Source organism: Bradyrhizobium erythrophlei (assembly GCF_900129425.1).
In the GTDB taxonomy this organism is placed as follows: Bacteria; Pseudomonadota; Alphaproteobacteria; order Rhizobiales; family Xanthobacteraceae; genus Bradyrhizobium; species Bradyrhizobium erythrophlei_C.
The window spans coordinates 4,174,241-4,187,149 of record NZ_LT670817.1; the positions used below are offsets into that span (position 1 = coordinate 4,174,241).

Annotated in this window: 14 protein-coding genes; 5 read left to right on the forward strand and 9 right to left on the reverse strand. The window is 62.2% G+C overall.

What is annotated here, in order from left to right:
- Position 1 precedes the first annotated feature (1 nt).
- From B5527_RS19810 to B5527_RS19835, 6 genes are all read right to left on the reverse strand, one after another.
- Entirely contained in the window at positions 2-2,230 is a 2,229-nt protein-coding gene (locus tag B5527_RS19810) for an ABC transporter permease (protein ID WP_079603029.1), read from the reverse strand.
- Positions 2,223-3,005 (reverse strand): ABC transporter ATP-binding protein, encoded by a 783-nt coding sequence (locus B5527_RS19815; protein WP_079603030.1) that lies wholly within the window; start codon positions 3,003-3,005, stop codon positions 2,223-2,225. The genes B5527_RS19810 and B5527_RS19815 overlap by 8 nt, the downstream gene beginning before the upstream one ends.
- Positions 2,998-4,077, reverse strand: a complete 1,080-nt coding sequence (locus tag B5527_RS19820) for a branched-chain amino acid ABC transporter permease (protein ID WP_079603031.1) — start codon at positions 4,075-4,077, stop codon at positions 2,998-3,000. The genes B5527_RS19815 and B5527_RS19820 overlap by 8 nt, the downstream gene beginning before the upstream one ends.
- 3 nt (positions 4,078-4,080) lie before the next feature.
- Entirely contained in the window at positions 4,081-5,091 is a 1,011-nt protein-coding gene (locus B5527_RS19825; RefSeq protein WP_079603032.1) for a branched-chain amino acid ABC transporter permease, read from the reverse strand.
- Positions 5,092-5,301: 210 nt separating this feature from the next.
- Positions 5,302-6,126 carry an AraC family transcriptional regulator gene (locus B5527_RS19830; RefSeq protein ID WP_079603033.1) on the reverse strand — a complete coding sequence of 275 codons (825 nt, stop codon included), beginning with the start codon at positions 6,124-6,126 and terminating at the stop codon, positions 5,302-5,304.
- Between the two features lie 166 nt (positions 6,127-6,292).
- Entirely contained in the window at positions 6,293-7,543 is a 1,251-nt protein-coding gene (locus B5527_RS19835) for an ABC transporter substrate-binding protein (protein ID WP_079603034.1), read from the reverse strand.
- Between the two features lie 528 nt (positions 7,544-8,071).
- Between B5527_RS19835 and B5527_RS44205 the strand changes: the two genes are divergently transcribed.
- Positions 8,072-8,233 (forward strand): hypothetical protein, encoded by a 162-nt coding sequence (locus tag B5527_RS44205; RefSeq protein WP_154072386.1) that lies wholly within the window; start codon positions 8,072-8,074, stop codon positions 8,231-8,233.
- Positions 8,234-8,364: 131 nt separating this feature from the next.
- On the forward strand, positions 8,365-9,096 hold the full coding sequence (locus B5527_RS19840) for a Crp/Fnr family transcriptional regulator (protein ID WP_079603035.1): 732 nt from the start codon (positions 8,365-8,367) through the stop codon (positions 9,094-9,096).
- A gap of 92 nt (positions 9,097-9,188) precedes the next feature.
- Here B5527_RS19840 and B5527_RS19845 read toward each other — a convergent pair whose 3' ends face one another.
- On the reverse strand, positions 9,189-9,560 hold the full coding sequence (locus tag B5527_RS19845) for an integration host factor subunit alpha (RefSeq protein ID WP_079603036.1): 372 nt from the start codon (positions 9,558-9,560) through the stop codon (positions 9,189-9,191).
- 457 nt (positions 9,561-10,017) lie between these two features.
- Here B5527_RS19845 and B5527_RS19850 point away from each other — a divergent pair, with 457 nt between their 5' ends.
- Positions 10,018-10,407, forward strand: coding sequence for a GrlR family regulatory protein (locus tag B5527_RS19850; protein WP_245332656.1), 390 nt, complete (start codon positions 10,018-10,020; stop codon positions 10,405-10,407).
- Positions 10,408-10,833: 426 nt separating this feature from the next.
- Here B5527_RS19850 and B5527_RS19855 read toward each other — a convergent pair whose 3' ends face one another.
- Entirely contained in the window at positions 10,834-11,142 is a 309-nt protein-coding gene (locus tag B5527_RS19855; protein ID WP_079603038.1) for a hypothetical protein, read from the reverse strand.
- 288 nt (positions 11,143-11,430) lie between these two features.
- On the opposite strand from B5527_RS19855, the gene B5527_RS19860 reads away from it, so the two are divergent.
- Both B5527_RS19860 and B5527_RS45400 read left to right on the forward strand, forming a co-directional pair.
- The gene (locus tag B5527_RS19860; RefSeq protein ID WP_079603039.1) at positions 11,431-11,769 is read left to right on the forward strand and encodes a GcrA family cell cycle regulator; all 339 of its coding nucleotides are present in this window, start codon (positions 11,431-11,433) and stop codon (positions 11,767-11,769) included.
- Positions 11,770-11,794: 25 nt separating this feature from the next.
- On the forward strand, positions 11,795-11,962 hold the full coding sequence (locus B5527_RS45400) for a hypothetical protein (protein WP_172842610.1): 168 nt from the start codon (positions 11,795-11,797) through the stop codon (positions 11,960-11,962).
- A 250-nt stretch (positions 11,963-12,212) separates the two neighbouring features.
- Here B5527_RS45400 and B5527_RS44210 read toward each other — a convergent pair whose 3' ends face one another.
- Positions 12,213-12,851, reverse strand: a complete 639-nt coding sequence (locus B5527_RS44210; RefSeq protein ID WP_154072387.1) for a hypothetical protein — start codon at positions 12,849-12,851, stop codon at positions 12,213-12,215.
- Between the last annotated feature and the right edge of the window lie 58 nt (positions 12,852-12,909).

Sequence of the window (12,909 nt, forward strand, 5' to 3'; positions counted from 1 at the left end):
ACTACCTCGCCGCGCGTTTGCGGTTGCCCGTGCGACCGTGCAGCACGCGAAACGCGGCAACGACGGCGGACGAGAATTCGGGATCGTTGATGTGGCGCTTGATGCGGATCAGCTGCCGGTTGGTGGTCTGGCGCACGGTCTGTTCGAGCGCGCGGAACAAGGCGGCATCGGCCTCGGGATCGTGGAACGGCTGGCCCGGCGAATCGAGCGCGGAGACGCCGCCTTCGGGCAGGAAGAAGCGCACCGGTCCGTCCATGCGGTTGAGGCGCTCGCCGATCCAGCGGCCGATGGCATCATTTTCCGCCGCCGTGGTGCGCATCAACGTCACCTGTGGATTATGGACCTGCAGGCGGCGGCCGGCATAAGCGACGGGCACGGTATCCCTGGCGCCGAAATTGACCATGTCCAGCGCCCCGACCGAGCCGATATAGGGCAGGCGGGTGCGGATGAAGGCGCCGAAACGATCCTCGGTCGCGGGGAACACGCCGCCCACCAGGAGATCGCACACTTCCGTGGTCGTGATGTCGATCGCGCCCGCCAGCATTCCGGAATCGACGAGCTTCTCCATCGATTGCCCGCCGACGCCGGTAGCGTGGAAAACCAGACACTCCCACTGCTTTGCGAGTTCCGCCGATATCTGCTGCACGCACCGGGTGGTGACGCCGAACATCGTCAGGCCGACAGCGGGCAGGTCGGTCGCGGCGGGTTCTGCCGCGCCATCAGCAAGCCGCGACTTCACCATGCCGATCAGCGCTTGCGCGCCATTGCCAAGCACTTGGCGCGAAATCGAGTTGATGCCCTGCACGTCCGTCACCGAATACATCATCGTGATGTCGGCCGGGCCGACGTAGCGGCCGACATCGCCCGACGCGATCGAGGAGATCAGGACCTTGGGGACGCCGATCGGCAGTGCGCGCATGCCCGGCGCGACGATCGAGGCGCCGCCCGAGCCGCCGGCGCTGATGATCCCGACAACGGCGGGCTGCCGCTTGATCCAGGCCTCGAACGCCTCCGCCATCGCGCTGACCGAGGCGCCGCGTTCGCCGTTGAAGACGCCGGGGCCGCCGCGCGGATGGTTGAGCGCGATTTCCTGTGCGGTCACGTCGGTGGTCGCGGGTTTGCCGCTGGTCGAAACGTCAACCAGCCGCGTCCGCAGACCACTCGACTTGACGAGATCGCGGATGAAACGCAGCTCCGTCCCTTTGGTGTCGAGCGTGCCGACGACGAGCACCGCCGGCGATCCGCCTGAAAGGACGGACGTCGTCGAGGCGCGCCGGCGCGCCGCTTCATCGATCCGGGTGAACCCGGTCGAGACGGTTCGCGCGGCGGCCTCGATGCGGGCCGCGGGGACCGGTTGCGACCATCGCGTCGGCGGAATCGGATTGGAAATGTAGATGCGAATCGGCCCCGGGCTTGCGACCGGGGCCGGCGCGCTCACCGTCTTCGCGCGCGGCGCGCCCACCTGTTCGTCGTCGGCTTCCGGCTCGGCTTCCGAGTGCCGGCCGACGCCCAGCAGCCGCTGCTGCAATTCGCGATCGGCGGCCAATCGCTGCGAGTCGATGACGCGATTGATCCGCCCATTGACCATGATCGCGACCTTGTCGGACACCGAGGTCGCGACGCCGATGTTCTGCTCGATGACAAGGACCGCGATGTCGCCGTCGTCGCCGAGCCTGACCAGCATCTCCTCGACTTGGTTGACGATCACAGGCGCCAGGCCCTCGGTGGGTTCGTCCATGATCAGCAGTTGCGGATTGGTCAGCAACGCGCGCGAAATGGCGAGCATCTGCTGCTCGCCGCCCGAAAGCTGGCCGCCGCCATTGTTCTTGCGTTCGGCGAGGCGGGGGAAGGTGTCGTAGATGCGCTCCACGCTCCAGGCACCGCGCCGCGCGCCGAGACTGATGCGCAGATGTTCATCGACGGTGAGCGAGCGCCAGAGCCGGCGCCCCTGCGGGACATAGCCGACGCCAAGACGGGCGATTTGCGCCGGTTGCAGGCTCAGCAGATCCTGGCCGTTCATGCGGATCGAGCCGCTGGAGGCGCGCACCAGGCCCATGATGGTTTTGCAGAGCGTGGTCTTGCCCATGCCGTTGCGGCCGACCACGGAAAGAACGCCCCGCTCGAGCGCAAGGTCGACGCCCTGCAGCGCGTGCGAGTGACCGTAATAGACGTTGAGCCCGCTGATCTGCAAGATCGCGTTCGCGGCGGCGGGACGGCGCGGCTCAGCCATGTCCGCCTCCCAGATAAAGCTCCTGCACCTCGGGATCGGACTCGATCTCGCGCGGCGCCCCTTCCTTGAAGATGCGGCCGTTGTGCATCATCGTCACGCTTTCCACCACGCGCAACGCCACGTCCATGTCGTGCTCGATGATGATGTAGCCGATATGCGCGGGAAGCGCCGACAGGATTTCGACCAGTTCCGCCCGCTCGGTCGGCGACAGACCCGCGGCGGGTTCATCGAACAGAATGAAGCGCGGCGCACCGGCGAGTGCGAGCGCGATCTCGAGCTGCCGCTGCTGGCCATAGCTCAGCTCGGACACGAGCTGATCCTTGACCGCGCTCAGGTGCACGGCTTGAACGAGGTTTTCCGCGGAATGAACCAGCGCGTCCGTGAGGCGAGGGCGAACCAGCGAGAAGCGTCCGCGCGAAACGCCGCGGCAGGCGAGATAGACGTTGTCGACCACCGAGAGGCCCGGAAACAGCGCCGAAATCTGATAGGTCCGCCGCAGGCCGCGCCGAATGCGCTCGTGCGGCGGAAACGCGGTGACGTCCTCGCCGAAGAATCGGATCGTGCCCGAGGTCGGCAGGAAATCGCCGGTGACGCAGTTGAACAGCGTCGTCTTGCCGGCGCCATTGGAGCCCAGCACCGCGCGCCGCTCGCCCGGTCGCACGGTCATGGTCACGTCGGTCAGGGCGGCGAGCGCGCCGAACAGGCGCGTGACCCCGCGCAGCTCCAGCGCGTTGCCGGCGCCGACGGCAGACAGGCGTTGGGCGACGCTATCCATGGCCGCCGCCTCCCGGTGCCGCATTTCGGGAGGACAGGCCGCGGTTGCGCCAGCGCATCCACAGGCCAATCACACCATCCGGCGACCAAAACACGATGACGAGGAAGCCGATGCCCACGAGCAGGCGAAACCGGTTGCCGTCTAGCCCTATCGCGACCAGGAAATCGAGCGCGAAGGTGCGCAGGATCACAAAAATCAATGCGCCGATGAACGGCCCGATCGGCCGCGAAATGCCGCCGACGACGGCGATGACCAGAATGTCGATGGCGTTGTCGACACCGACGGAGCCGGGGGAAATCTGCCCATTGCTCCACACCAGCAGGATGCCGGCGATCGCGGCCACCAGGGAGGCGAAGACATAGGCGGCAACGCGATGCGCATTGACGTTGAAGCCGAGCGCGGCCATGCGGCGCGGATTGTCGCGTATGCCCTGCAGGGCAAGCCCGAACGGCGCGCGTGCGAGGTAGCCCGCCGCCCAATAGCAGATCGCGGCAAATCCCAACGTCACATAGTAAAACGGAATCGGCGAACGCCAGTCGACGCCCCAGAACTGCGGGGTCGCGATGCTGTTGATGCCGGTGTGGCCGTTGAATATCGCGTAATTCTGGTTGACGAAATAGAAAAATGCCGACGCGATCGCAAGCGTGATCATGATCGTGTAGATGCCCACGGTACGGACCGCGAGCGCGCCGGTGATGGTGCCGAACAGCGTGGCGAGCGCCATGGCCATCGGCGCGGCGAGCCACCACGGCCATCCGAGGCTGATGGTGGCCACGCCGCTGACGCCGAAGATCGCCACCATGTAGCCGGAGAAACCCGCGATTGTCATCTGCGCGAGACTGACCATGCCGCCGTAGCCGGCCAGAAACATCAGGCTGAGGCCGATCATTCCCAGAATGAACGACCATGAAAAAATCTGAAACAGGATGAACCCGTTCACCAGCAGCGGCATCACCAGCAGGATCACGGCGACGATCGCGGCGGCCGGATGGATGCGCTTGGTCCAGTCGGCCGGGTCGGCGGCGATGGGAGCCGGTGCCGCCGATGGGCGTGTGATTTCGACGATGGCCATCGCTCAGCGCCTCACCAGCAGGCCCTGGGGCCTGACCGCCAGCACGGCCACCATGATGAGGAAAGTGAGCACGATCGAATAGGTCGGAACGTAGACCGAGCCGAGCTGTTCGGCGAGACCAATAATCAAGGCGCCAAGCGCGGCGCCCGGAATCGAGCCCATGCCGCCGACGATCACCACGACCAGCGACGCCAGCAGAAACCTTGTGTCCTCGCCCGGAGAAATCGATTGAAAGGTTGCGCCGACGACGCCGGCCATTCCCGCCAGCCCTGCGCCAAACGCGAACACCAGCACGAAAACCAGTTGAATCCGCACCCCCATCGCCGAGAGCATGTCGCGGTCGTCCACGCCCGCCCGCACGATCATCCCGATACGCGTTCGGTTGAGCACCAGCCACATCGCCAATCCGATCACGACGGAAGCCGCGAAAATGACCAGACGCACGATCGGGTATTGCAGGTAGACCGCTTCGCCCGAGGATTTGACCGCCACCACGAAGGGCAGGGGCGCCGGACCAACCAGCCAAGCGGGGGTCTGAACCTGGTAATAGTCGCCGCCGAACACCCAGAGCATGAGATCCGCGAGCACGATCGAAATGCCGATGGTGACCAGCGTCTGCCGGAGATCCTGGCCCTCCATGCGGCGGAACACCAGAACCTGCAGGATCATTCCGAGCAACGCCGCCGCCACGAAGGCCGCGACGAAGCTAAGCAGCCACGAACCGGTCCAAACCTCGGTCTTGTAGCCGATATATCCGCCGAACAGGTAAATCGACCCATGCGCGAGATTGACGTTGCGCATCAGTCCGAAGATCAGCGTGAAGCCGCTCGCGACCAGAAAATACAGCCCGCCCAGCGTGATCCCGTTGAGCAGCGCGTTGAGGAAAACCTTCTTCCTGCCGATCGCATCCTCCAGCCCCTGCGGCCATGTCCCGAAGATCAGCCAGATCGCCAGCACGATGACGATCAACAACAGGATCGACCAAAGCGGATGGCGTTCGACGAAGCGGTTCATCCGACGGCGCTCGCAAAACGGGCCGGCGCGAAGCCAATGCGCCGAATTTTCATGCTGCCCTTGGCCATGACGGCGCTCATCCTCCCGAACCTTTTCGCGGCTTGGTCGCGCGATTAAGGGGTCCAGTGTAGCCTGCCCGTATTCCGCACGCTTGATCGTGAGTATCTTTTTGCGAAGATGGGCGTCTGCTCGAAGGAAACAGGCACGTCTTCAAAGCAACTGCGCTGCACCGCGATAATCGGTAGGGGCCATGCCGACATTGGACGCGAAGAAGCGCGTGAATGCACTCTGCGAGGAAAAGCCGAGATCGAAGCCGATGTCGGCGACCGGCTTTTCCGTCTTCACCAGGACGTCGATGGCGCGCTCCATCAACAGCGTATTCAAATAGAGATTTGGCGTGACGCCGGTTTGGCTGCGGAATAATTTGTAGAAATGCGGGCGCGAAAGTCCGGATTCACGGGCAACGTCGTCGAGATGGATATCCGCGCCGAGCCCTTCCTGAATGAGGCGGATCGACTTGCGAACGCGGAAATCCGTGACGCCTTCGAGGACGCGACGTTCCGACGCCTCGCCCGGACGTCGCCAGCTTTCGGCGTAGCAGGTATCGATCAAGCCGCGAAGCTCGCGATCGAGTTCGTTGAGCGTATGCGCGGAGTAGATCATCGCTGCCGTGTGCCGGATCTGGCGGTCGATCGTCGAGGTCCGGGAGGTCAGTTGACGGCCGAAGCGAAGGCGCGCGGCGTCGCTCGGGGCCCCCGGCGTGAACCATTCCGGGTTGACGTAAAGAACCAGGAAAAGCGCGCCCTGGTCCAGGTCGCTGGGGACGAAATTGTGGGGCTCCCAGGGGCAGACGGCGACGAAGGAAGATGCGTTCAACGGGCAGAATTTATCGCCGACGGTTATGCTTCCGTCCGAGCCGCCCAGATGGAAAATTAGATGTCCTTCGCGATGCGCGTGGACGTTGAAGGGCCGATTCAGTTGATAAATCGTGGCGCGACCGAAGCAGCCATGAAACACGGCGATCGCCCTGCTCATATGGATCCTCCCCGAGTTTTCGCTTTTTTCTTAGGCGTAGGTTCCACAAACCGGAGGGACATTGCAAGAGCGCGTTGAGCCGGGGGGCGGTAACAGGTCACCCCCCGCCCGGCTCAGGTTCGTTGTGGCTCGGCGCATGCGCAGCCGGCGCACTTGGCTTGCGAAGTCAGTACTTCTTGCACTCCGGAACAGTGCGGCTTGGCAAACCGATCTTGGCGAAGACCGCCGGATCGTAGCCCAGCGTCTGGTTGACGTTCGGCACGACCGCGACAACCTTGCTGACCAAATTGCCCTTGCCGTCATCGACGACCTCGGTCACGAAATTCGTGCCGATCGCCTGGCGATTGTTGTCGAGCTTGATTTCGCCGTTGGGCGCCTGGATCACCAGCGTGTTGAGCACTTCGCGGAGTTTCCTCTGGCCGTCGCTGAGGTCGCCATTGACCTTTGCGAGCGCCTCCATCAAGGCCTGCGTGGCGCCATAATAATTGGTCGCGAGCAGGGACGGACTCGGAAAGCGCTTCTCCGGCGGGAACGCGTCCTGATAGGCCTTCACGAAAGCCTGCCAGCTCGGTGCATCCCACGTATCGCCCTGGCCGCTGGCCGCCACCGTGCCGATCAATGCGTTCTTGGCGTTGCCCTTGGCCGAAAGGATCGTCTGGTCGACCATGATCGAGCCGCCGATCAGATGCGCCTTGCCGCCCGCCTGCTGATACTGGTTGAGGAAGTTGACGGCGTCGCCGCCGCCCAGGCCGAGATAGATCGCGTCCACGTCGTCAGGCATCGCGGCGATGACCGAGGCGAAATCCTTGGTGCCAAGCGGCACCCACTGGCGATTGGTGACCTGGCCGCCGGCGGCGCAGTATTCAAGCACGAGGCCGAAAACCTGGGTGTAGACGAAGGAATAGTCCTCACCGACCGTGGCGATCTTCTTATAGCCCTTGGTCTTGTAGATGTAGTTTCCGAGGCCCGCCTGCCACTGCGCGCCGTCCATGTTGAAACGGTAGAAGTTGGGGGCCGGATCGACGTAAGTCGTTTCCTGGGCACCCGAGCCGCCGTTGATGAACGTGATCTCGGGATGCGTCTTGGCGAAATTCTTGACCGCGATGCCTTCGTCGCCGGACAGCGGCGAGATCATCAGCTGGACCTTGTCCTGTTCGATCAGCTTGCGTGCGGCGCGCACCGCCGAGTCGGGCGTGGCGTCGGTCGAGGCGATGATGAATTCCAGTTCCTTGCCGCCAACCTTGGTGCCGTATTTCTTCAAGGCGGTCTGCAGGCCGCGGATGCCGTCTTCGCCGAGTACCGTGTAGGTGCCTTCCAGGGTCGCCGTGACGCCGACCTTGATCTTTTCCTGAGCCTGTGCGCCGTCCGCCAGCATAAGCCAGCCCAGCGCGACGGCGCCGATAGTCCGCATGACCATTTTGTCCTCCCCGGTCGATTGTGTTGCGCGTTCTTTGTGCGCGCAGCGTTTCGCCAATCCGATTTCGGCCTCGACTTCAAATCCGTATGAATTCAGTCGGCCGAGGACAGGAGACTAGCGGATATCAGGCTGGCGACAGGCCGCGGGCGCACCCGTTCTTGACTTTTAGTCTCATTTTGTCTGCTGCCCCGCAGCATTTCATTCGCGCTCGCAACATGCTTACCTGTCTTCAAACGCGGCGTCGAATGTGAGGCGATCTGCCGACATGAAAAAGCGGATCATCTCACGCCACCCCGAAATCATTAGAACTAGGGCGTGAACCCATAAATCCGGAGTGGTCAGCGGACGTCTGGTTTGGCGCGCATAACGGACTCAAGCGGAGGACCGAACCTACGCCAGGCCTGATCATCCTCGACCCGAGGAAATCCGCCAACATAACGGAAAGAACAGAGGTACTCGTCGCAGCCGCCCGCGCTGCTCGCGCAATTCGCGGGCGCTACATCATCGAACGCGGCTTGCGATCTAAAATTGGCCAAGCCGATTGCGGACAAGGTCTCGAATGAGATCGCGATCATGATTCAATTCACGAAGGCGACCTGCTTTGCCAGCGACGACGGCGGCAAATGCTCACTCCTCTGCGCGTCGGACCTGCGGATAGCCCGTATAGCCTCGTTGGCATCGGAGCAGTGACAAGATAGCGCAGGACAAACCCGAGCCTTGGTTGTGTAGGCTTACCTTTTAAAGGCGCGGGGGCGACGTTTCTCGGACGACACATCTATCCCCGCAGGTATCAGTCCTAGATCGACAGGGGGGAATGAGCCGTGCATGCAATCGATCCGGACCCGCGCAGCAATAAGTTGCTGGCGGAACTTCCGCCTCAAGACCTCCAGTTTCTCATTCCACATTTCGTAACAATGAAATTCGCTCAAGGTACCGTCCTTTGCGAGCCGGGCGTCGATGTCGATCACGTCTATTTCCCGATGTCCGGCGCGGTCTCGCTGTTGGCCGTCATGCGCGATGGCAAGGCCATCGAGACCGGCACCGTGGGGTGCGAAGGCGTCGTCGGCCCTATGTGCGGAATTGGCCCCAGTAAATGGCAGGTGAGAGTCATCGCCCAACTGCCGATGTTCGCCAGAAAGATCGCCTCAACCGAATTTAGGAAGGCAGTCTCCTCCAGCAAAGTGATTGCCGATCTCTGTCTACGCAGTAACGAAGGTCTGCTCACACAAGCGCGGATCGGAGCGGCGTGTAATGCGCTGCATCGGTTCGAGGCGAGGTTCTGCCGGTGGCTGTTGCAAACCCGTGACCGAGCCGAGAGCGACACGATCATGCTCACGCACGAATTTCTCGCTCAGATGCTCGGGGTTCGCCGCACGACGGTCACGGAGACGTCCATTAAAATAGAGGCGGCTGGTGCAATCGTTTGTTCGCGTGGCCTGATCAAGATCATCGATCTCGAAGCGGTCAAAGCCTTGTCCTGCGAATGCTATGAGACCTTGCGGGGGCAGACCCAAACGTCGGTACCGCAGCCGTGCTTAAGTGTGGCAGGGTGAAGTAAGGCGGTATTTTGTTGCCAACCGAGGCGGTTTACTTTGTCGGCCGACCGCGCTTCGCAATCGCCGCTGCGCCTGACCGCGCTGCAGTTTCAGCCGCCCGCCAAGGACGACCGGGTTTCCGCGCCCGCGACCGCGCCGCTACCGGGTGGCTGGCTGTTGATCTGCTGTTTCATGATAGCCGAGGGCTTGAACACCACCACGCGTCGCGGAGAGATCGGCACCTCGATGCCGGTCTTGGGATTGCGCCCGAGACGTCCGCCTTTTTCGCGTACCATGAATGACCCGAACGAAGACAGCTTCACCGTCTCGCCCTTCTCCAGGCAGTCGGTGATCTCTTGCAAGACCAGTTCAACAAAAGCGGATGATTCAGTTCGGGACAGTCCTACCTTCTGGTAGACCGCCTCGTACAGATCGACGCGTGTGACCGCCTCGCTAGTTTTTGGCATCGCACGGCCCCCCATTGTGCGCCAAATAATAGAGCCCAACGCAATGTGGTCAACAGTCAGTGCGCGTTCGGGCGCGCTCCGCAAGGCGGGTGCACGGCGCGGGCTGTTCCCCTAGGCCGTGCCGCTTCCTAAGCTCCAGGTCGATGCGCTTGATCCCGGTGGGCTGCGAGATCGAACCGAGGCCGATCATCTCAACAAATGCCCGGTCTGCGGAGCGTTGCCCGCATGCGCGATCTAGCCCAAATGCCGGCGCATGTTCACGACGCGGAGATTGAGATCAGCGAGGGTCCGGGGCCGCCGCGGCAAGGCCCGTTGCATTAGACTTAAAAGCAAAGCCCACCGGTAAACCATCCGGCAACCTATAGATGCTATTATATCACGAATATCTACACACGACTTTAGGTGGCGCATGCTGCGAAACGGCAGTTATTCTGCTTGGTTTAGAACCCGGCACCAAGAAGGAACTGGCGTTATGCAGGGTGAAGGAACCGGCGTTATTGAGCTCAACGACGGGAAAGTGGCCGGCGGAGACACCGGGCTCGCCTACACCGGGTCATACGTTGTAGACGGAGATAAATTCACAGCTTTCATTGCCACGGAGCGGCACACGCCGGGGCAACCATCCGTTTTCGGCATCGGCATCGATGACGTCAATTTGACGCTGACCGGGAAATCCACCCCGACGACGGCATCATGCACTGGAACTGCCAAACAAGCGCCGGGCCTGGCCTTCGAGGCCACCCTTGTTCGTATAGCAAATCAGCCGAGGGCGCTCCCCAGCGCGCCGACGCGCCCGCGTTCACCGGCCGCCGTGATCATCAACCCATCCCAGATCGCGCGCGACGCCCGCTCAAAAAAGTAAGGTCCCCGAGGCCCGACCTACCGGCGCGCGGGGTGCGTCCGCGCCAGCCCGGCATCGGATGACCTGCGAAATCGACGATGCCGTCATGTCGCCCGTGATGTTAGCACCCGTCGCAATGTCTGTTTTACCTCCCCGTGAACGGACATGGACTGCGTGTTCGGCGACGTCGGAAAAGTGCCAATGAACGAACCCGCTCACGCGGGAGGGGCTGGCGGCGCGGTCAGCTCCGTCGTGCGCAAACCTCCATAGCCCTCGGCGCTCGCGGCGCCACCGCCTGCCATTTCCCGCGGGTTCCTTCATTGAAGGCTTTCGGACGCCGGCCACGGTGCAAGCCGCATCGCTGCGATCGGCCGGCATCCGAAACCCTCAACAATAGGCGACATCGTTCCGTCACCTCGTCGGCGCGCAGGATCCGGCAGGCACACCTTATTCGTGACCGATGTGAGCGCCTTTCTCAGCCACCGAGCGTTTCATCAACAGCACGACGGGTGCCAGCACCAGCGTCACCACGGCCAAGATCAAAAACACATCGAGATAGGCAAGTGACGATGCTTGCTGCTGCCGCAAGTTCTCGAGCGCCTGCCAGGCCAACTGCTCCGCTGCAGATGGGTCACCGGTGTGCTGCAGGAACACTGCGCGAGCCTGATCGAGGAAGGAAACCACAGCCGCGTTGAAGGAATCGACAAGCCGCAGAACGTGAAATTGGTCACGGCGCTCCTGAATTGTCTGCGCCATCGAGGTCCCCACACTGCCTCCCTCGTTGCGCAGCAGACTTAGCAAGCCAACGGCCGCCCCACGCAGCAACGGTGGGGTATAAGCGGTTTGGTCCCGTTTCACCGGAGCCGGATGGTGTACGCCATGCCGGCCCCCCTGGCGACACCGGTCACTACCGATCAGATTAAATTCAAGGGATGGCACATTCGTTGGCCTCAGATACAGCGAAGGCGAAGTAGCCAGCGCGCCGGATGCGCTTTAAGACCTGAGTTGCGATTTTTCGCCCGTTGGGTGTAAGGTGATGTCCCCATGTGGGATGCCGCCAGCGTTGCACTCCTCAAAAAACTCTGGGCCAGCGGCCACAGCGCCGCGCAGATCGCCACTCGACTAGGGCACAGCCGCAACGCGGTGTGCGCCAAGTTGCTGCGCATGGGCTTGAAGCGCGGCCACAAGCCGCCCACGGCCAAACCCAAGATCGTGTCGGTGCCGAAGCGAAAGTCAGCGCTCTTGGCGGCCTGTGCTCGCCCGGTTCATAAGGTTGTGTCTACGCGCAAGTCAGTAGTGAGGCAGCCTAAGGAACTCACCAAGTCACAGTTGAATGCAATGTTGGCTGAGGCCGTCGCTAACACAGCGCGACTGCTTCGATGATGCCTTGCCTTGGAGAAGCAACAACATGACCCCACACATCCGCAAGGAATTTTCCACCAGGTTGATCGACTGGAGTCCCTTCGTGATGGGCAACACGATGCCGCCCCGAGATCCTGATGAAGACGAAGAGGACGAGGACGAAGAGGACCGCGCCGACGAACCGCCGGTCGTGCGCGAGCCGGACGAAGACTAGAGCATGATTCCCACGCGCAAAAGCCGCCAAGGTGTCCCTCGACGGCTCGCCGTTGCGTTGCGTTTGCGTGGAGGTTTGCTGCGTCGAGCGGTGTCGAACGTAGCCGCGCCTGCCTTGCCATGGGACGCACGGCCTTAATCAGGCGCTGGTGCGTTGCCCAGTGTCGGGGCCAACGATCCCCGATAGCTTGTCATGTGTCGCTTCATGTGTCGCTGGCGATGATGCTGATCAAGTTAGCTTTGCTGTCCTATCAGCGCTGAACGCAAGCTGTGCCGAGGGACGGTATCGAACACGCGTGTTCTTCGGCGTGGGGTCTGGCGCTCGATCGGCGTCCAAGTTCACCGATGCCGTTGCGAGCCAATTCGATGGCAAGAGGGGCGCCGACCGCGCCAGCGCCCACAAGGGCAACCGATTTGGCCGCCAAGCCGGCAATCGCAGGCGCTCGCGAAATCAAATCCCGGTGACCGGCTCGAAGCGTTTTTATGATAAAGGCATCAACGCGCCCTGGATCCTTCTTGCTGGGGTAGAACGCATTACGCTTACCTGCGGCAAGAACGAACAACCAAGAATCGCCTTGCTTTCGGAATTGAGTTTCCGTCGGATACAGAAAAGCATGCAGTTGGCCTCGTTTCGACTGCGCCAAATCGAAACAAGCAGCGGGATTATTTCGTCCTCTCAACAACTCACCAAGTCCAACACTTTGATCTTGCGATAGCGGTGTCGGGAGAAGCTCGTTGTCCCGTCGCTCCCAGGAGATCTCCATCTCTTCGACCGCATCGCCCTGCAGTACGCTCGGCATAGGACCGTTCCACGCTGCGACTTCTTTGCCGTCGGCGTCGAGGACGCTCTTCACCACGGCACAGAAAACGGGATTGCTCGCGAGCTTCAACCTTCCTGGAGCTTTCACCTCCAGAAGTGACCAAGCGTCGTTGAGTTGGCCTCCATTC